Origin of the sequence: Polymorphum gilvum SL003B-26A1, from assembly GCF_000192745.1 — a bacterium.
GTDB classification, from domain to species: Bacteria; Pseudomonadota; Alphaproteobacteria; order Rhizobiales; family Stappiaceae; genus Polymorphum; species Polymorphum gilvum.
Map to the genome: position 1 here is coordinate 2,626,264 of NC_015259.1, position 17,371 is coordinate 2,643,634.

At 68.6% G+C, this 17,371-nt stretch carries 19 protein-coding genes and 1 pseudogene; 13 read left to right on the plus strand and 7 right to left on the minus strand.

The window, feature by feature from the left end:
• Window positions 1–30: 30 nt before the first annotated feature.
• Window positions 31–1,017, minus strand: coding sequence for a thiamine pyrophosphate-dependent dehydrogenase E1 component subunit alpha (locus tag SL003B_RS12440; RefSeq protein WP_013653203.1), 987 nt, complete (start codon window positions 1,015–1,017; stop codon window positions 31–33).
• A gap of 203 nt (window positions 1,018–1,220) precedes the next feature.
• On the opposite strand from SL003B_RS12440, the gene SL003B_RS23370 reads away from it, so the two are divergent.
• Entirely contained in the window at window positions 1,221–1,445 is a 225-nt protein-coding gene (locus SL003B_RS23370; RefSeq protein WP_013653204.1) for a hypothetical protein, read from the plus strand.
• Between the two features lie 175 nt (window positions 1,446–1,620).
• Here the strand turns inward: SL003B_RS23370 and SL003B_RS23550 are convergent, their stop codons facing one another.
• Window positions 1,621–2,148 carry an FCD domain-containing protein gene (locus SL003B_RS23550; protein ID WP_049792582.1) on the minus strand — a complete coding sequence of 176 codons (528 nt, stop codon included), beginning with the start codon at window positions 2,146–2,148 and terminating at the stop codon, window positions 1,621–1,623.
• On the opposite strand from SL003B_RS23550, the pseudogene SL003B_RS23555 reads away from it, so the two are divergent.
• A pseudogene (locus SL003B_RS23555) lies at window positions 2,095–2,460 on the plus strand (TRAP transporter large permease subunit); the annotation flags it as partial. The gene SL003B_RS23550 and the pseudogene SL003B_RS23555 sit on opposite strands and share 54 nt — an antisense overlap.
• 155 nt (window positions 2,461–2,615) lie before the next feature.
• On the opposite strand, the gene SL003B_RS12455 reads toward SL003B_RS23555, so the two are convergent.
• The 3 genes from SL003B_RS12455 to SL003B_RS12465 form a co-directional block, all read right to left on the minus strand.
• Window positions 2,616–4,070, minus strand: coding sequence for an amidohydrolase family protein (locus tag SL003B_RS12455; RefSeq protein WP_013653206.1), 1,455 nt, complete (start codon window positions 4,068–4,070; stop codon window positions 2,616–2,618).
• Window positions 4,071–4,168: 98 nt separating this feature from the next.
• Window positions 4,169–4,972: an IclR family transcriptional regulator domain-containing protein gene (locus SL003B_RS12460; RefSeq protein WP_041376100.1), complete on the minus strand. Its 804-nt coding sequence runs from the start codon at window positions 4,970–4,972 to the stop codon at window positions 4,169–4,171.
• 24 nt (window positions 4,973–4,996) lie between these two features.
• Window positions 4,997–5,860 carry a dioxygenase family protein gene (locus SL003B_RS12465; protein WP_013653208.1) on the minus strand — a complete coding sequence of 288 codons (864 nt, stop codon included), beginning with the start codon at window positions 5,858–5,860 and terminating at the stop codon, window positions 4,997–4,999.
• Between the two features lie 135 nt (window positions 5,861–5,995).
• Between SL003B_RS12465 and SL003B_RS12470 the strand changes: the two genes are divergently transcribed.
• Genes SL003B_RS12470 through SL003B_RS12500 form a run of 7 tightly spaced genes read left to right on the plus strand, consistent with a single transcriptional unit; the run spans window position 5,996 to window position 11,934 of the window.
• On the plus strand, window positions 5,996–6,793 hold the full coding sequence (locus SL003B_RS12470) for a citryl-CoA lyase (RefSeq protein ID WP_013653209.1): 798 nt from the start codon (window positions 5,996–5,998) through the stop codon (window positions 6,791–6,793).
• The gene (locus tag SL003B_RS12475; protein WP_013653210.1) at window positions 6,793–7,938 is read left to right on the plus strand and encodes a CaiB/BaiF CoA transferase family protein; all 1,146 of its coding nucleotides are present in this window, start codon (window positions 6,793–6,795) and stop codon (window positions 7,936–7,938) included. The genes SL003B_RS12470 and SL003B_RS12475 overlap by 1 nt, the downstream gene beginning before the upstream one ends.
• Window positions 7,939–7,959: 21 nt before the next feature.
• The gene (locus SL003B_RS12480) at window positions 7,960–8,358 is read left to right on the plus strand and encodes a YciI family protein (protein WP_013653211.1); all 399 of its coding nucleotides are present in this window, start codon (window positions 7,960–7,962) and stop codon (window positions 8,356–8,358) included.
• A gap of 22 nt (window positions 8,359–8,380) precedes the next feature.
• Complete coding sequence (locus tag SL003B_RS12485) at window positions 8,381–9,460, plus strand: C4-dicarboxylate TRAP transporter substrate-binding protein (protein ID WP_013653212.1); 1,080 nt, start codon at window positions 8,381–8,383, stop codon at window positions 9,458–9,460.
• Window positions 9,461–9,493: 33 nt separating this feature from the next.
• On the plus strand, window positions 9,494–10,063 hold the full coding sequence (locus SL003B_RS12490) for a TRAP transporter small permease subunit (RefSeq protein WP_013653213.1): 570 nt from the start codon (window positions 9,494–9,496) through the stop codon (window positions 10,061–10,063).
• A complete protein-coding gene (locus tag SL003B_RS12495; RefSeq protein ID WP_013653214.1) occupies window positions 10,060–11,373 on the plus strand; it encodes a TRAP transporter large permease in 1,314 nt (437 codons plus the stop codon). Before SL003B_RS12490 ends, SL003B_RS12495 begins: the two co-directional genes overlap by 4 nt.
• Before the next feature lie 18 nt (window positions 11,374–11,391).
• A complete protein-coding gene (locus SL003B_RS12500) occupies window positions 11,392–11,934 on the plus strand; it encodes an NADPH-dependent FMN reductase (protein WP_013653215.1) in 543 nt (180 codons plus the stop codon).
• Window positions 11,935–12,004: 70 nt separating this feature from the next.
• On the opposite strand, the gene SL003B_RS12505 is transcribed toward SL003B_RS12500, so the two are convergent.
• Entirely contained in the window at window positions 12,005–13,504 is a 1,500-nt protein-coding gene (locus SL003B_RS12505) for a tripartite tricarboxylate transporter permease (protein ID WP_013653216.1), read from the minus strand.
• Window positions 13,505–13,509: 5 nt separating this feature from the next.
• Window positions 13,510–13,959 carry a tripartite tricarboxylate transporter TctB family protein gene (locus SL003B_RS12510; RefSeq protein ID WP_206771924.1) on the minus strand — a complete coding sequence of 150 codons (450 nt, stop codon included), beginning with the start codon at window positions 13,957–13,959 and terminating at the stop codon, window positions 13,510–13,512.
• A gap of 124 nt (window positions 13,960–14,083) precedes the next feature.
• Between SL003B_RS12510 and SL003B_RS12515 the strand changes: the two genes are divergently transcribed.
• From SL003B_RS12515 to SL003B_RS12530, 4 genes are all read left to right on the plus strand, one after another.
• A complete protein-coding gene (locus tag SL003B_RS12515) occupies window positions 14,084–14,851 on the plus strand; it encodes an IclR family transcriptional regulator (RefSeq protein WP_013653218.1) in 768 nt (255 codons plus the stop codon).
• Window positions 14,852–15,041: 190 nt separating this feature from the next.
• Window positions 15,042–16,016: a tripartite tricarboxylate transporter substrate binding protein gene (locus SL003B_RS12520; RefSeq protein ID WP_013653219.1), complete on the plus strand. Its 975-nt coding sequence runs from the start codon at window positions 15,042–15,044 to the stop codon at window positions 16,014–16,016.
• 101 nt (window positions 16,017–16,117) lie between these two features.
• Window positions 16,118–16,687, plus strand: coding sequence for an NADPH-dependent FMN reductase (locus SL003B_RS12525; protein WP_041375522.1), 570 nt, complete (start codon window positions 16,118–16,120; stop codon window positions 16,685–16,687).
• 33 nt (window positions 16,688–16,720) lie between these two features.
• The gene (locus tag SL003B_RS12530; protein ID WP_013653221.1) at window positions 16,721–17,341 is read left to right on the plus strand and encodes a nuclear transport factor 2 family protein; all 621 of its coding nucleotides are present in this window, start codon (window positions 16,721–16,723) and stop codon (window positions 17,339–17,341) included.
• The last annotated feature ends 30 nt before the right edge of the window (window positions 17,342–17,371 follow it).

Consider the following 17,371-nt stretch of genomic DNA (forward strand, 5'->3'; position numbering starts at 1 on the left):
GCCTCCTCGGGCGAAAGTCGTCGGGATCGGTCAGGCGAAGACATGCTCGAGCGCCTCTTCAGGCGCCGGATAGTCGCTGTCTCGGGCAAATTTTATTGCCGCATCAACACGTTGCCTCGCCTTCGCGGCGACTGCGTCGAGATCGGCACGCGTCGCCGCGCCGCTCTCCAGCATGTGTTTCGTCAGCCGGTCGATCGGGTCCTTCGCCTTCAGCGCGGCGACTTCGCCGGCCGGACGATAGAGTTCCGGGTCGCCCTGGAAGTGGCCGTAGTAGCGGTAGGTCTCGATCTCGATCAGGGTCGGGCCGTCGCCGCGGCGGGCGCGGGCGACCGCTTCGCCGGCGGCCTTGAACACCTCCAGCGTGTCGTTATCCGCCACATGGACGCCGGGGATGCCGTAGGCGGCGGCACGCACGGCGTTGTCGCGGACGGCAGTAGACTTCGCCTTCGGCACCGAGATGCCCCAAGCGTTATCCTCGATCACGAACACGACGCCGAGCTTCCACAGCGCGGCGAGGTTGAGCGCCTCGTGAAATGCGCCCTGGTTGGCCGCACCGTCGCCGACATAGGAGACGGCGACGGAGTCCCGCCCCTGCAGGCGGGCGGCAAGGGCAGCGCCCACGGCCGGCCCGGTGCCCTGGGCGATGATCCCCGAACAGGCAAAATTGACAGCCGGATCAAGCAGATGCATGTGGCCGCCGCGGCCTCCTGCAAGGCCCGTCTTCTTGCCGAAAATCTCCGCCGTCATGCGGTTGAGGTCGACACCCTTGGCGATCGCGGCGTGGTGCGGGCGATGGGTGGCGGTCACCGTGTCGTCGGCGCGCAGGTGCACGCAGACGCCGGCGGCACAGGGTTCCTGGCCCGCCGCAAGGTGCATTTCCCCGGGTACCGGCCCCGAGCCGATGTCGAACTTCGGCGTCTTCCCCTCCATGTAGATGGCGGCAAGGCTGTCCTCGTAATAACGGGCCTCGACCATCTTGTCATACATCCAGATGAGCTGATCCTTGCCGGGCGTCATGGCGTGTCCTCCTTGATGCGGGGGCCGTTGACGACCTCCCGATTTCTTCCAGGGTGAGTGTGCCGCAATCCTCTGCGAGCCGGTTTGACCGAGCGCAATCTGCAGGCGAATTGCTCGGCTGGTGCGTGACCTCCCACCACCGGCGCGGGGAACAAACCGCCCGCGACCGCGTTGGTGGAGGGTAGGCAAAGGAGACTGATGCTATGCCCGCAGTTCTGAAGAAAGTGAACGATTCCAATCGCAAGAACAGTGACGCCGACACGACCCGGCGAGCGGACGACGACCGCGCCAAGGCGCGTGCGGCGGAGGACAAGCGCGAGGAGGACAAGGCCGAGGAGGCGCTCGAGGAAGGCCTGGAAGACAGCTTCCCGGCCAGCGATCCGGTGTCGGTGACCATCCCGTCGAAGCCCGGAAAGGCGGACGGCTGACGACACCGGAGCGTGTCCGGCTTCCCTCCGGCTTCCCTCCTGCTTCCCTCCGGAGACCTGTCGAACTCCTGTCGGAAACCTGCCGGACGAGTGCCAAAATCTGATGGAGGCGCGCCGGGAGATCCCGGCGCGCCGACCGTCGCCTCACGACAGGCCCGCAGTCAGGGGCTGCGGGTCAGGGGCCGCGGGTCAGATAGGCGGTATCCTCGACCCGGTATTCCTGGCGGATGAGCTCAACGCGCGCGATGGCGCGCTCACGCGAGTCGCGCAGGTGGAGTTCCAACGCGTCGGCCGCGTCGCGGACGCGACCGCCTTCGAGCAGGGCGACGATGACCAGATGCTCGGCGAGGAACGGTTCGGTCGCGAACAGCCGTGGCGTCCACCTGTACAGGAATCGGTGCGCGATGAGCAGCGACTGGTGCAGGGTGATGGCCTGCATCAGCGTCTCGTTGCGGCAATGGGCGAGAAGCTCGACGTGCATCTGGTGCTCCAGACGATCGAGCACACCGCCGGCATCCGGTGCCGCCTCGGCCATCGCGGCCTCCAGATCCGCGCGCATGCCGGCGAGGAAGCCGGCCGGAAGGTTCGCACAGGCCTTGACCAGGGCCGGCGGCTCCAGCAGCCAGCGCAATTCGTAGAGCTCGCCGATATGATCGGGGGTCAGGGCCGGCGCGACCCAGCGGCCGGCGTCATCCTTGCGCACCAGACCCTTTTGCTGGAGCCGGAGGCGATCGCCGGCTGGATCGGCGGGCTGACCGGCAACGTGTCGCTGGTCATGGTGCTGATTGCACTGCTGGTGCTGGCGGCGGGCCTGGTCATCGACGCGACGGTGCTGATCATCATGCTGACGCCGATCTTCCTGCCGCTGATCCGCAGCCTCGGCGGCGATCCGGTGCATTTCGGCGTGGTGTTCATCATCGCCGCGACGATCGGCAACTTCACGCCGCCGGTCGGCGCGGCCATGTATGCGGTGTGCTCGATCCTGAAGACCGGCATCGGTGACTATGCACACGAGTCCGTGCCGCTGATGCTGGCGGTGGCGATCGTCACGCTGGCGCTGGTATTCCTGCCGCAGGCGGCGCTGTTCCTGCCCAACCTCCTTGTTCGGCTGACGGCCCGCGGCAGGTGCTGCGGGCCGTCGCAGGGCGTCTCAGGGCGTCTCAGGGCGTCTCAGGCGCGGAACAGGTCGCGCTCGATGGCGGCGGCCGCAAACAGGTGGTCGCGGCTCGCCTCCAGCTCGGCGCGCAGCCGGTCGAGGTCGAAGCCGAGGACGCTGCCCTGCCACTTCTTCACCTTGCCGGCGACCAGCACCGTGTCGACGTTGGAACGCTCCATCAGCGTCACCACCGCGCCGGGCACGTGGTTGAGCGGGGCGACGTTGAGCGCCGTGGCGTCGAGCAGGATGATGTCGGCGTCCTTGCCGGGGGTCAGCGAGCCGGTGCGCGCGTCGAGCCTGAGCCCGCGGGCGCCCTCGATTGTGGCGAAGCGGATCGCGTCCATGGCGCTCAGGAGCTTGGGATAGTCCTCGCCGCGCAGCGCCATCTCGTTGGCGATGCTGCGCTGCAAGGTAACCGCGCTGCGCATCTGGGTGAACATGTCGGCGGTCATCGTGCATTCGACGTCGGTCGACAGCGACGGCCTGAGGCCGTGGTCGAGCGCCTTCTGGATCGGCGGCATGCCGTGGCGCATCTGCATCTCGATCGGCACGGAGAGCGAGATGTGGGCACCGGCGTCGGCGGCGTATTTCCAGCCCTCCTCGCTCATGCCGGTCATGTGGATGAAGATGTTGTCGGGGCCGAAGCGGCCGGCGGCGCCAAGCGCGTCGAAGGTCGGCTGCATGCCGAAGGTGCCGACGACATGCAGCGCGATCGGGATGGCGAGCTCGCGGCCGACGTCCCAGGCGGCCTCGTAGCCCGGCAGGTAGATCTCGCCGCCCATGACCATGGTCAGCAGCTGGTCGTCGCTGGCGAACCACTGGTCGCGGATGCGGCGGGCGTCCTGCGGGTATTTCGAGCGCTCGCCCCAGCCCTCGAAATAGCCGAAGGCGGCGCGCCGGCCGGCATCGCGCAGGGCGGAGAGCGCGGCGTCGGAATGCTCCGGCGAATGATGGATCTGGCTGACGTCCATCACCGTGGTGACGCCGGCGTCGATCTGGGCGATCGAGCCGTAAAGCTCGTTGATGTAGACGTCCTCGGGCCGGTAGACGAGCGAGAACTTCTGCAGGATCGCCTCGTAGTAATTGTAGACGCTTTCCGGACGGCCGTCGTTGATCAGGATGCCGTCGGCGAGGAAGCTTCTGAGCGCCGTCTCGAACTGGTGGTGATGGGTATCGACGAAGCCGGGCATGACGATCATGCCGGCGGCCTCGATCACCGCGGCGTCGCCGGCGTCAATGCGGGCCCCGACCTCCAGGATGCGGCGGCCCTCCAGCAGCACGTCGCCCTCGGCGAAGTTGCCGACGGCGTCGTCTACCGACAGCACGGCACCGCCGCGGATCAGGGTCCGGCGGCCGGGCTCGCCGATGCCGGCAGGCATGGGTCCCTTGTGCGGCGCGGGCGTGGCGGCAAAGCCGCCGCCCCCCGATCCGGCCGGTGCGCGAAGCAGCGCATCACAGAATCTGCACATCGGTCTTCCTCCCCTAATTTCGCACTGCGAAATTTTCTTCGCATTTGCGTTAAAGAAAAAGACCCCCACTCGCAGCCGCGCGAGTGGGGGCGGATCGTTCAGTCGGAGCCGAGGACGGCGGCGAGCGCCGGCACCCGCGCCGAGGCGGCCGCGATGCGCGTCGCGGCCATGCGCAGGTCCTGGAGTCGTTCGGCGACCATCTGGTCGGCAGTGACCAGGCCCGAATAGCCCGAGGAGTTCAGCGCCGCGAGCGTGCGCCCGTCGGGCGTGCGCACGGGCACGGCGAGCGCGGTGATGCCGTAGTCGAGCTGGTCGACGGTGGTGGCGTAGCCGAGTTCGCGCACCTTCCAGACGATGCGCCGCAACTCCTCCTTCGAGGTGACGGTGCGCGCGGTCAGCGCGACCGGCTCGACGGTCTCGAAATAGCGGTCGAGCGCCTCGTCGGCCAGGCCGGCGAGCAGGACGCGGCCGAGCGAGGTGGCGTGGGCGGGATAGCGCGCGCCGACGACCGCGCTCGCCCGGCGCGCGCGCTGGGTCGAGTGGTGGGCGATGTAGATGACGTCATGGCCGTCGAGGGTGGCGACGGAGGCCGCGTCGCCGTGCTTGTCGACGATCTGGCGCAATTCGGGCAGCAGCAGTTCGTCGATGCGCGCGGCGAAATAGAACCCGGAGCCGAGCGTCATCACCTTGGGCTTGAGGTGGAAGCGCTTGGCGGTCTGGCCGACATAGCCGAGGGTCGCCAGCGTGATCAGGCTGCGCCGGGCGGCGGCCGGCGACAGGCCGACCCGCCGCGCGATCTCGCTCAGCGTCATCTCGGGATGCGTCGCGTCGAAGCATTCGAGCACGGCGAGACCCTTCGCCAGGGCCTCCACGAATTCTGCCGGGCGCGGCGTGTCGGGCAAGAGGACCTCCTGTGCAAGCAAGGCTCAGCCTTCCGGTGCGAGCACGAAGTCGAAGCGGCATCGGGCATCGGGGCGCTTTTCGACCGGGAAGCCGAGATCGTCCGCCTTCTTCACAGGTTCGAGCTTGGTGATCAACGATTTTCGCACACCGAAAACGGCGTCGTTGTCGATGTATTCCGTGTTGTCGAAGAACAGCTCGGTGGTGATGGCGCGCATGCCCGGCGCGCGAACGATGTAGTGCAGATGGGCGGCGCGCCAGGCATGGCGGTTGCCGGCGCGCAGCAGCGCGCCGACCGGGCCGTCGTAGGGAACCGTGTAGGGCTTGGGCAGGACGGTGGTGTACCAGTACTCGCCCTTGTCGTTGGCGGTCAGCTTGCCGCGCAGGTCGTACTTGTCCTGACCGCTGGCCTGTTCCTGGATCGGATAGGTGCCGGAGGCGTCCGCCTGCCAGGTGTCGACGATGGCGCCGGGAAGCGCGTTGCCGAGCGTGTCGCGGACGATGCCGTGCACCAGCACGGTGGCGCCGTCGCGGTCCTTGGCGAGATGGCCGCCGAGGGCGAGTTCGGGCGCGTTGTCGAGGTAGAACGGCCCGAGATTCGACCCCTCGGTCGCGCCGCCGCGGGTGTTGATCATGTCGACCAGGGCCGAGAAGCCGAGCACGTCCGACAAGAGGATGAACTCGTGGCGCTCCGGCGTGGAAATCTTGCCGCAGTCGTAGAGGAAATTCAGGATCCCCATCCACTCGTCGTGGGTCAGGTTCACCTCGCGCGTGTAGTCGTGCAGGTGGTCGATGAATGTTTCCAGCAGGAACTTGAAACGGCTGCCCTCTTGTGTGCGGAACGACTGCTTGACCGCCTCCGTCAGGCTGAACTGATTGATATCGCGCATGGTTTCCTCCGCTTTAACCTGTGACCGAAGCCTCTCGTCATCCCTTCGGCCCAAAATGACGGTTGACGAGAAGCTAAAACGCGCCGTAGATTCCGGCAAGTGAAAAATTTTTCGTTATGCGAAAAGGAGGCGCGCATGCGCATCGGAAAGCAGGACGGTGCTTTCACGGCGATCGCCACATCGGACGAACACAGCATCACGGTGCGCGGCCACGACCTGTGCCGCGACCTGATCGGCAAGATCGACTTCACCGACTATTTCTGGCTGCTGGTCACCGGCATGCGGCCGAGCCCGGCCCAGCTGGCGGCGATGAATTCCTGTCTCGTCGCCATTGCCGAGCACGGCCTGGTGCCGAGCGTGCAGGCCGCCCGCATGACGCTGGCCGCGGCCCCGGAAGCCTGGCAGGGCGCGATGGCCGCCGGTCTGCTCGGCATGGGCACGGTCGTCGCCGGCAGTTCCGAGGTTGCCGGGCGCTATCTGGCCGAGGTGATCGAGGAGGCCGGCGACGGCGACCTGGAACAGGCGGCGATCCGGTCGCTGGAGCGGCTGAAGGCGGCCCGCCGCAAGGTTCCCGGCCTCGGCCATCCGCAGCACAGCGGCGGCGACCCGCGCGCCGACCGGCTGCTTGCCATCGCCGACGAACTCGGCATCGCCGGCACGCATATCGCCGCGCTGCGCCATCTCGGCAGCCATGCCCCGCGCATCATGAACCGGCCGCTGCCGATCAACGTGTCGGGCGCCATTCCGGCCGTGATCCTGGACGCCGGCTGGCCGCTGGAAGCGCTGAAGGCGGTGCCGCTGCTGGCGCGCGCCGCCGGCCTGGCGGCACATCTCCACGAGGAATCGCAGCGGCCGATCGGCTTCATCCTGTCGCACAAGGCCGATCTCGCCATCGCCTATGACGGCGCGCCGGCAGCCAAGGGAGCCGAGTGATGGCCAAGCTCCTCAGCAGCATCCGCGTGGTCGAGATGGGCACCTACATCACGGGCCCGGCGGCGGCGATGCAACTCGCCGACCTCGGCGCCGACGTGATCAAGGTCGAGCGGCCGGGCGAAGGCGACCCGTTCCGCGCCTTCAAGGGCGGGCTCTATTCGCCGCATTTCCAGACCTACAACCGCAACAAGCGCTCGATCGCGCTCGACACCCGCAATCCGGACGACCTGGCAGTGTTCAGGGAACTGATCGCCGGGGCGGACGTGTTCATCCAGAACTTCCGGCCCGGCGTCGCCGAGAAGCTCGGCGCCGGCGAGGACGACCTGCGCCGGCTCAACCCGCGCCTGATCTACTGCGCCATCTCCGGCTTCGGCACCTCAGGTCCGGCGCGCGACCGCCCGGCCTACGACACCGTCGCCCAGGCCGCATCGGGCTTCCTGCGGCTGGTCACGCCTCCGGTCAAGCCTCGGGTCATCGGCCCAGCGATCGCCGACGCGGTAACCGGTCACTACGCCGCCACCGGCATCCTCGCCGCGCTGGTGCAGCGGGGCGTCACCGGCAAGGGGGCCCGGCTCGACATCTCGATGCTGGAAGCCATGTGCCATTTCAACCTGGACAGCTTCACGCACTACTACAGCGTCGACGAGGTGATGGGCCCGCTGTCGCGGCCGGTGGTGTCGCAGAGCTACACGTTCGAATGCGCCGACGACAAATGGATCGCTTTCCACCTGTCGTCGCCGGCCAAGTTCTGGGACGGGCTGCTGGCGGCGACCGGCCAGGAGCAACTGGCGCGCGATCCGCGCTTCGCCGAGCGGCTGGAGCGGATCCAGCACCAGGACGAGCTGATCGAGATCCTGACGCCGGTGTTCAAGACCGCGCCGAGGGACGACTGGTGCGCCCGCTTCGAGACCCACGAGGTGCCCTATTCGCCGGCCTACGATTCCGACGAGGCACTCGAGGATCCGCAGGCAAAACACCTCGGCATCGCCGTAAGCGTGCCGCACGCGACGATGGGCCAGTTCACCACCGTGCGCGCGCCCTACAGCTTCGACGGCGAAGCCGACCGCGACCTGCTGCCGCCGCCGATGCTCGACGAGCACGGCGCCGAAATCCGCGCCGAGCTGGCGCGCCGCAAGACCGGCTGAGCGGGCATCCGGGAGGAAACGATGACCGACGCACCGACCGCCCTGCCCGTCGCTGCCGTGATCGAGGCGAGCAGGCAGATGCTGCAGAAGCAGCTCTACGCGATCTTCACGACGCCGGTGGCCGGGCTCGGACCGGTGCTGGCGCAGATGGAGGACCACCTCGCGTTCCAGGTCGCCCTGGAGCGCGACGGCATCCTGTTCGCCGCCGGGCCGATGTGGAGCGACGACGAACGGGACTGGCACGGCGAAGGCCTCGTCGTCGTGCGCGCCGGATCGAGGGCGGAGGCGGAAGCCATCGCCGTCCGCGATCCCATGCATGCATCCGGCGCCCGCACCTTCCGGGTACGGCCGTGGATGATCAACGAGGGAACCATGACCGTCCGGCTCGACCTGTCGAGCCAGCGCTTCGTGGTCGTATAGGACTTCAAGGGAGGAGGAACACATGAGGATCCTGTTCGGACTACTGGCAGCGGGGGCCATCGCCCTGCCGCTCGCCGCCCATGCCCAGGAAACGATCAAGCTGACGGTGGCGTCGAGCCACCCGACGACGATCCCCTGGGTCGGCATGATCAAGAGCCATTTCATGGCCGAGACCGACCGCATCCTGGCGGAAAAGGGCAATTACAAGATCGAGTGGCAGGAGGCCTTCGGCGGCACGCTGTACAAGGCCAACGCGACGCTGACGTCGGTCGAGCAGGGCGTCACCGACGTCGGCTGGGTGTTCTCGTTCCTGGAGGGCGCCAAACTGCCGCTGAGCCAGGTCAGCACCTACACGCCGTTCACCACCTCGAACCCGCCGGCCCAGCTCGCCACCATGGCTGAGTTGCTGGACGCCGTGCCCGAGTTCCGCAAGGAATGGGAGCAGTACAATCTCGTCGTGCTCGGGCTGACGGGAACCGACGGCTACGACCTCTACACCAAGACGCCGATCACCAAGCTCGACGACCTCAACGGCATGAAGATCTCTGCTCCCGGCGTGCTCGGCACCTGGCTGCGCGGCACCGGCGCCAACGCGGTCGACGGCTCGCTGACCAGCTTCTACACCGACATCCAGACCGGCGTGTCCGACGGCGTGCTGTCGCTCGCCCTCGGCGTGCTGCCGGCCAAGCTCTACGAGGTCGCCCCCTACCTGACGCGTGTGCGCATGGGCGTCGCCTTCTCGGGGGCGGTCGCCATCAACCGCGACAGTTGGGACGGCCTGCCGGCCGAGGTACAGGAGGCCATGACCGCGGCCGGCGCCTTCTACACGGAGGCCCACGGCAAGGACCTGCTGGAACGCCACGAGATGGCGATCGCCAAGATCGTCGAGACCGGCGCGTCGCAGACGCCGCCCGTCGTCCTGTCCGAACTGCCGGCCGAGGAGCGCCAGCGCTGGGTCGACGCGCTGCCGGACCTCGCCGGCGAATGGGCGGCGGCGGCAGAGGCAAAGGGTCTGCCCGGCAAGGCCTTCCTCTCCGCCTACATGGACGGGCTGCGCAAGCGCGGCGAGACCCCGGCACGCGCCTGGGACAAGGCCGAATGACCGGCCGAGCGACCGCACGCGCCCGGAGCTGACATGGCCAAGGACGCCAACTCGAGAGCTGCCCCGCCCGCGGGGCAGCTCCTTGCCGGCCTCGACCGAGGCTGGACGCTGCTGGTCGACGGCCTGGCGGCGCTCGGAACCCTGATGATCGGCGTGCTGATGGCGATCATCTGCGCCGACGTCGTCGCCCGCAACCTGATGGGCGCCTCGCTGCCGCTGGTGTCGGAGCTCGGCGCGCTGACGCTGGTGATGATCGTCTACCTCCAGCTCGCCACCACCGTGCGCCACGACCGGCTGGCGCGCACCGAACTGTTCTTCACCGGTTTCCGCGAACGGCTGCCGCGCGCCGGCGCGGTGCTCGCTTGCCTGTTCGACCTGACCGGCGCCGTGGCGCTCGCCGCCATCGCCTGGTCGACCGTCGGCATCATCGAGCGCGACCTGTCGTCCGGCCAGTTCATCGGCGTGACCGGCGTCATGACGCTGCCGACCTGGCCGTTCCGCGCCCTGATCATCCTCGGCATGAGCGTCTCGGCGGTGCAGTTCCTGGTGATGGCGGCGAAGAACCTGCGCGCCGCTGCCCGAGGCAAGGGGGCCCGGACATGACCGGCATCGAAATCGGGGCACTGGCCGTGGTCGGCCTGATCGTGCTGATCTACATCGGCCTGCCGATCGGCCTCGGCATGCTGGTCGTCTCCTACGCCGGCGTCGCGGCGATCCGCAACGAGGCGGTCGCCTTCCGCATGGCCGGCGCGGTGGCCAACGATTCCTTGCGCGAGTACCTGTTCGCGGTGGTGCCGCTGTTCGTGCTGATGGGTCTGCTGGTCACCGTGTCGGGGGTCGGCAAGGACACATTCGACGTGTTCCAGCAGGCGCTGCGGCGGCTGCGCGCCGGCCTCGGCGTGGCGACCGTGTTCGCCAACGCGGTGTTCGCCTCGATCACCGGCATCTCGATCGCCTCGGCCTCGGTGTTCAGCCGGGTCGCCGTGCCGGAGATGACCCGCCATGGCTACACCAAGACGTTCGCCACCGGCGTGGTCGCCGGCAGCTCGGTGCTCGGCATGCTGATCCCGCCATCGCTGCTGATGATCGTCTATGCGGTGCTGGCCGAGGAATCGGTCGGGCGCATGTTCCTCGCCGGCGTGCTGCCCGGCCTGCTGCTCGCCGGCGTGTTCTCGCTGACGATCTTCCTGCTGGCGACCTTCAACCGGCGCTTCGTGTTCGACACGCCGGTCGACGGCGCAGCCTTCGAGAGCTTCGGCCTCGGCCGGCTGGCGGCCAAGGCGGTGCCGATCGCGACGCTGATGCTGCTGGTGCTCGGCGGCCTCTACGGCGGCTTCCTCAATCCGACCGAAGCGGGCGCGGTCGGCGCGCTCGGTGCGCTGGCGGTCGCCGCCATGCGGCGGTCGCTGACCGGCCGCTCGCTGTGGCGGCTGATGGTGGAGACCGGCCAGATCACCGTGTCGGTGCTGATCCTGATCATGGCCGCGACCTATTTCAGCCGCATGCTGGCGATGTCGGGGCTGCCGACGGCCCTGGCCGACCTGCTGCTGTCGGGACCGATCGGGCCGATGGGCTTCCTGGTGCTGTTCCTGGCGCTGGTGATCGTGCTCGGCTGCATCATCGATTCCATCTCGATCATGCTGATCCTGCTGCCGATCGCGCTGCCGGTGGCAACCGCCGCCGGCTTCGACCTGATCTGGTTCGGCGTGCTGACGGTGATCGCGGTCGAGATCGGCCTGTTGACCCCGCCCTTCGGCCTGTCGGTCTACACCATCAAGTCGGCCATGGCCGACCCGACCCTGCGCGTCAGCGACATCTTCCGCGGCGCCCTGCCCTTCGTCGCGGCGATGATGCTGACGCTCGCCATCCTCATCGCCTTCCCCGCCATCACGACCTGGCTCGCCAGACTGTAACGACCAACGGACGTCTCCATGCCCCATCTCCTCGGTTTCTCCGGCAGCCTCAGGGCCGCCTCGTCGGCCACCGCCCTGCTGCGCGCGCTGATCGCGCGGCTCGAGGGCAAGGCGGAGGTCGAGATCGCCGACATCGCCAGCCTGCCGCACTACAACGCCGACCACGACGGCGGAGCCGCGGTTGCCGCCCTGCTGGCGGCGATCGAGCGGGCCGACGGGCTCGTGTTCGTCACCCCGGAATACAACTACTCGGTCCCGGGCGTGCTGAAGAACGCCATCGACTGGGCATCGCGGCCGGCCTACCAGTCGGTGCTGAAGGGCAAGCCGGCCTTCGTGGCGACCGTGTCGGGCGGGCTGATCGGCGGCGCGCGGGCGCAGGCGCACCTGAAATACGTGCTCAACGCCGTGCTGGCCGAGGTCTATCCGTGCCAGGAGGTCGTCGTGCCGCAGGCACCGGCCAAGATCGTCGACGGGGTGTTCGCCGACGCCGCCGTGCTCGACTTCGCCGGCGCCGCGCTCGATGGCTTCCTGGCCCGCATCGCGGCGACGCGGGGGCGCTGAGGCACAGGCCCCGGACCGCCGGCGCGCCGGCAGGCGGGTCAGACCTGCGCCGGCTTGCGCCGGCGCGATATCAGGTTTGCGCCGGCTTGCGCCGGCGCAGGGCAGAAACGACGACCCAGACGACGATCGCCAGGCCGATGGCGAGGATCGCCGCGCTCAGCGGCCGCTCGACGAACACCGCCGGATCGCCGCGCGACAGGAGCAGCGAGCGGCGCAGGTTGGTCTCGATCAGAGGCCCGAGCACCAGGCCGAGCAGGAGCGGCGCCGGCGAGAAGCGCATCAGGCGCATGGCGAAGCCGGCGACGCCGAAGACGAGCGCCATCAGCACGTCGAACGCCGAGTTGTTGATCGAGTAGACGCCGATGCAGATGAACACCAGGATCGCCGGATAGAGCAGGCCGTAGGGGATCGACAGGATGCGCACCCACAGCCCGATCAGCGGCAGGTTCAGGATCAGCAGCATCACGTTGCCGATGAAGAAGCTGACGGTCAGGCCCCAGAACAGCTCGGGCTGGTCGACGACCAGGCGCGGACCCGGCACGATGCCGTGGATGATCAGCGCGCCGAGCATGATGGCAACGATGGCATCGCCGGGAATGCCGAGGCTAAGTGTGGGGATGAAGGCGGCCTGGGCGGCGGCGTTGTTGGCCGCCTCGGGCGCGACGACGCCCTCGATGGCGCCCTTGCCGAAGCGCGAGGGATCCCTGGCGACGCGCTTTTCCAGGGCGTAGGCGACGAAGGTGGACAGGGCCGCGCCGGTGCCGGGCAGGATGCCGAGTACCGAGCCGACGCTGACGCCGCGCAGCGACGGCAGGACCGAGCGCCGCCAGTCGTCGGCGGTCGGCAGCATCGAGCGCCAGCTGACGTCGACCGGCCTGACCGAGCCGCGCTTGATCCGGCCGGCGTTGAGGATGACCTCGGAAATGCCGAACAGGCCGGTGGTCAGGATGACCAGGTTGACCCCGTCGCTGAGTTCCGGCAGGCCGCCGGTGAAGCGGCGCACGCCGCTGTTGACGTCGGTGCCGACGATGCCGAGCAGCAGGCCGAGCACGACCATGGCAAGCGAGCGCGACGGCGAGCCGTCGCCGACCAGCGCGGCGGCGAGCAGCCCGACCACCATCAGCGAGAAATATTCCGGCGAGCCGAAGCTGAGCGCGACCCTGGCCAGCGCCGGCGCGAAGGCGGCGAGGATGACGATGCCGACAATGCCGCCGAAGAAGGAGGCGATGGTGGTCATGAACAGGGCGACGCCGGCGCGACCCTGGCGAGCCATCGGATAGCCGTCGATGCAGGCGACCGCCGCGCCGGCGGTACCGGGCAGGTTGAGCAGGATCGAGGCGGTCGAGCCGCCATACATCGAGCCGTAGTAGATGCCGGCCAGCATGATGATGGCGTCGGTCGGCGCGGCGTAGAAGGTCAGCGGCAGGAGCATGCCGACCGTGGCCAGCGGGCCGATGCCCGGCAGCACGCCGATCAGCATGCCGAGCGTCACGCCGAGGCCGCAATACATCAGGGCCGACAGGCTGAGCGCGACCGAGAAGCCGAGCGTCAGGTTGGAGATCAGATCCATGGAACTCACCAGACGATGGGCGCGAGCGGCAGCTTGAGGAAGGTGACGAAGATCAGCGTGCAGGCGACGGCGAGGCCGACGGCGAGCACCAGCACGGTGCGCGGGGCGAGCGAGCGGTCGGCCAGGCTGGAGATGACGACGCTGGCGACGATCGCCGGCGCCAGGCCGAAGCGTTCGACCAGCAGCGCGAAGGCGAGCGGCCCGCCGGCGACTGCGGCGATGCTGGCCAGCGGCACGCGCGGCAACGGCTCGTCGGTCGCCGGGGCGCGAAGGTCCTCGACAAGAATGGCGAGACCGGCGAGGATCATCAGAAGCGATAATCCGAGCGGGAAGATCGCCGGACCGATCTGGCGCGCCGTCCCGAACGGATAGGCGGTCGATTCCCACAGGGCGATCAGGCCGACGGCGAGCGCCGAGCCGCCGGCCATCAGCGAACCGCGTGAAAGTCTTGGCATGTGCATGATCCTGCCGGTGCCTCCCCAGGTCCCCGTCCCGACCCGTCCCCGCGGCAAGATGACTGTTGCGCGCCGGTTCTGATGTGCTAAATATGTCGTTCACAAGTGTGAACAAGTTTATCTCATGAAAAAGACCTCCGTCCGAAAAGTCAAGTCCGCCGATCGCACGCTCGACCTGCTCGAACTGCTCGCCCACGCGCCGGCAGCGATGAGCGCGGCAGCCCTGTCAGACGCCCTCGGCATCCCGAAGAGCAGCCTGTTCCACCTGGTCGGCACGCTGACCGAACGCCGTTACCTGACGCTTGTCGACGGCAAGGCCTACCGGCTCGGCCCGATGATCGCCGAGCTGGCGCGCGGCGTGGAACCCGACCGCCACCTGGCACGACTGGTCGAGCCAGTGCTCGAGGAGTTGTGCGCGGCAATCAACGAGAGCTGCGCCTTCAACGTCCAACGCGGCGACGACGTCGAGGTGGTCGCAACCCGGGCCGGACGGCAGGCGCTGACCTACACCATGCAGGTCGGCGACCTCGCCCCGCTCTATGCGGTCTCGGGCGGCAAGATCATGCTCGCCTACAAGGATCAGGCCTGGCTCGACGGCTACCTGAAGCGGGTCCGGTTCGAGAAGTTCACCCCCAACACGATCCAGTCGCACGAACGGCTGCTGCGCGAGATCGAGCGCGCCCGGGTCGAGGGCTTCGGCTTCGTCGAGGAGGAATTCACCCATGGGATCGTCGGCATCGCGGCGGCGGTACGGCAGGGCGACAGTGTGGTCGGCGCCCTCAATGTCGCCGTGCCGAGCCCGCGCTTCGACAGCCAGAAAGCGTCCCAGATCCGCCAGCAGCTGCGTGGCGCGGTCAGCCGCGCCGAAGCGCTGATCGCGCGCCTGAGATGATTCCCCCCACCGGACCTCCCACCCGCCCCGCGCCCTGCGCGCCACGTTCCCGTCGGCACGCACAGCGGGTTGACAAGGCGCATTTTGCCATGCTTCCTGTTCACGGATGAAAATTATTCATCTAATGAAACTGCGCTGCACCTGGGAGGGCGGGACGACACTGCCCGCGGCAAGAGGAGGAAACTCGAAGATGACACAGCGGACGACCCTGGTGGCCGGGCTTTGCGGCCTGGCGTTGATGGCGGCCGGCGCCGCGGCGCAGGCCCAGAGCTGGCCGGAACGCCCGGTCTCGATGATCGTCGCCTATGGCGCCGGCGGCGGCACCGACACGCTGGCGCGGATCGTCGCCGACCCGCTTTCGCGGGTGATCGGCCAGCCGGTCGTGGTCGAGAACCGGCCCGGTGCCGGCGGCACCATCGGCGCCGACGCGGCCGCCAAGGCGTCCCCCGACGGCCACACGCTCTACATGATGGCCAACGGTCACACGGTCGCCGGCGCCATGTATGCCAGCCTGCCCTACGACACGGTCGCCGACTTCCAGGGCATTTCCGAGGTCGCGTCCATGCCGCTGGTAGTGATCGCGCGTCCGGACTTCCCGGCGAATACCTTCGCCGAACTGGTCGAGCTGGCCAAGAAGCAGCCCGGCGAGCTGGATTTCGCCAGCATCGGCGTCGGCTCGTCGCAGCATTTCGCCGGTGCGCTGCTGGCCGAGACCGCAGGCATCGAGATGGTCCACATTCCCTACCAGAAGACGCCGGAAGCGCTCGCCGCCGTGCTGTCGGGCGAGGTCGACCTGCTGGTCGAGGTGCTGGCGCCGATGCTCGGCCAGATCGCCAGCGGCGAGATCAAGGCGATCACGGTGACCAGCGCCGAGCGCCACCCCAAGCTGCCGGACGTCGGCACCGTCGCCGAAGCCGGCTACGCGGACTACGACGTGGCGACCTGGTACGGCATCGCCATGCCGAGCGGCGCCGAAGCGGCGCTGGTCGACAAGGTCTCGGCTGCCGTCCAGGAGGCGCTGAAGGACGATGCCGTCACCGCCAAGCTGGTCGAATCCGGCTATGTGACCGGCGCCTCGAGCCCGGCCGACTTCACCGCCAAGATCGCCTCCGAAACGGAGCGCTGGCGCGCGGTGCGCGAAAAGGCCGGCATCGAGACCCGCTGACCTCGCCGGGGCCGCGCGGACGCCTTGCGGACGTTTCCGCCGCCGGGCGGCCCTCCCCTCCCCGTCGAACCGCGCCCGAGCGCGCTACCCACACGGTGACAATGTCCAGACCCCTCACCTTTCTCAGCCTCTGCGGCAGCCTGCGGCAGGGATCGTTCAACCGCATGATCGCCGACACGCTGCCCGATCTCGCCCCCGACGGAGTGACCATCCGCCCCGCACCGCCGATCGGCGCCATCCCGCTCTACAACGCGGACGTCCAGACCAGGGACGGCTTCCCGCAGGCGGTCACCGACCTCGCCGAGGCGGTGCGTGCGGCCGACGGCGTCGTGATCGTGTCGCCGGAATACAATTTCTCGGTGCCGGGCGTGCTCAAGAACGCCATCGACTGGGTGTCGCGCGTGCCCGACCAGCCGTTCAAGGACAGGCCGGTGGCGCTGCAGTCGGCGGCGACCGGCATGCTCGGCGGCGCGCGCGCTCAGTATCACATGCGCCAGATCATGGTGTTCCTCGACGCGCTCGTGTTCACCAAGCCGGAGGTGTTCGTCTCCTTCGCCGGCCAGAAGGTCGATGCCGCCGCCGGGCGCCTGACCGACGAGGACGCGCGCAAGGTGATTTCCGCCCAGCTCGCCGGCTTCGCCAGGTTCGTCCACCGCGTCGGCGCCGCCTGAGCGCCTCCCCTCTTTCCAGGAGAATTCCAGATCATGAGCCTATCTGCAGACCTGCTCGACCGCCTCGCCATCCGCGATCTGGTCGAGAACTGGGCCGTCTGGCGCGACGCCGGCGACTGGGAGCGTTTCCGCACCGTCTGGCACGACGACGGCGTCATGCAGGCGACCTGGTTCCAGGGCGTCGCCGACGACTTCATCCGGGTCAGCCGCGAGGGCTTCGACAAGGGGGTGAGCATCCTGCACTTCCTCGGCGGCACCTCGATCGACCTCGCCGGCACGCGGGCGATCGCGCAGACCAAGATGACCATCTCGCAGCGCGGGCCGGTCGACGGGGTGATGTGTGACGTCGTCTGCACCGGGCGCTTCTACGACTTCCTGGAAAAGCGCCAGGGCACATGGGGCGTCGTGCTGCGCCAGCCGATCTACGAGAAGGACCGGCTCGATCCGCTCGACCCGGCGGCGGAGCTGAAGCTCGACCGGGAGCTGCTGGCCACCTTCCCGGAGGGCTACCGGCATCTGGCCTATATCCAGACCAAGCTCGGTTTCACGGTGAAGCGCGACATGCCCGGCCTGAAGGGGCCGGCGGTCGAGGCGCTGTACCGGCGCGGCGCGGCCTGGCTCGCCGGCGAGGCGGTGGACAAGATCGCCAGCTGAGGCATCGAGGGCGGGCGGGACGCAAGGCAT

Bases quoted from the DNA above. Each gene is read 5' to 3' on its own strand.
- SL003B_RS12490 (WP_013653213.1), top strand. From the start codon at position 9,494: ATGGCCAAGGACGCCAACTCGAGAGCTGCCCCGCCCGCGGGGCAGCTC.
- SL003B_RS12515 (WP_013653218.1), top strand. From the start codon at position 14,084: ATGAAAAAGACCTCCGTCCGAAAAGTCAAGTCCGCCGATCGCACGCTC.
- SL003B_RS12505 (WP_013653216.1), bottom strand. From the start codon at position 13,504: ATGGATCTGATCTCCAACCTGACGCTCGGCTTCTCGGTCGCGCTCAGC.
- SL003B_RS12485 (WP_013653212.1), top strand. From the start codon at position 8,381: ATGAGGATCCTGTTCGGACTACTGGCAGCGGGGGCCATCGCCCTGCCG.
- SL003B_RS12455 (WP_013653206.1), bottom strand. From the start codon at position 4,070: ATGTGCAGATTCTGTGATGCGCTGCTTCGCGCACCGGCCGGATCGGGG.
- SL003B_RS12500 (WP_013653215.1), top strand. From the start codon at position 11,392: ATGCCCCATCTCCTCGGTTTCTCCGGCAGCCTCAGGGCCGCCTCGTCG.
- SL003B_RS12495 (WP_013653214.1), top strand. From the start codon at position 10,060: ATGACCGGCATCGAAATCGGGGCACTGGCCGTGGTCGGCCTGATCGTG.
- SL003B_RS12525 (WP_041375522.1), top strand. From the start codon at position 16,118: ATGTCCAGACCCCTCACCTTTCTCAGCCTCTGCGGCAGCCTGCGGCAG.
- SL003B_RS12470 (WP_013653209.1), top strand. From the start codon at position 5,996: ATGCGCATCGGAAAGCAGGACGGTGCTTTCACGGCGATCGCCACATCG.
- SL003B_RS12440 (WP_013653203.1), bottom strand. From the start codon at position 1,017: ATGACGCCCGGCAAGGATCAGCTCATCTGGATGTATGACAAGATGGTC.
- SL003B_RS23370 (WP_013653204.1), top strand. From the start codon at position 1,221: ATGCCCGCAGTTCTGAAGAAAGTGAACGATTCCAATCGCAAGAACAGT.
- SL003B_RS12510 (WP_206771924.1), bottom strand. From the start codon at position 13,959: ATGCCAAGACTTTCACGCGGTTCGCTGATGGCCGGCGGCTCGGCGCTC.
- SL003B_RS12475 (WP_013653210.1), top strand. From the start codon at position 6,793: ATGGCCAAGCTCCTCAGCAGCATCCGCGTGGTCGAGATGGGCACCTAC.
- SL003B_RS12530 (WP_013653221.1), top strand. From the start codon at position 16,721: ATGAGCCTATCTGCAGACCTGCTCGACCGCCTCGCCATCCGCGATCTG.
- SL003B_RS12520 (WP_013653219.1), top strand. From the start codon at position 15,042: ATGACACAGCGGACGACCCTGGTGGCCGGGCTTTGCGGCCTGGCGTTG.
- SL003B_RS12480 (WP_013653211.1), top strand. From the start codon at position 7,960: ATGACCGACGCACCGACCGCCCTGCCCGTCGCTGCCGTGATCGAGGCG.
- SL003B_RS12465 (WP_013653208.1), bottom strand. From the start codon at position 5,860: ATGCGCGATATCAATCAGTTCAGCCTGACGGAGGCGGTCAAGCAGTCG.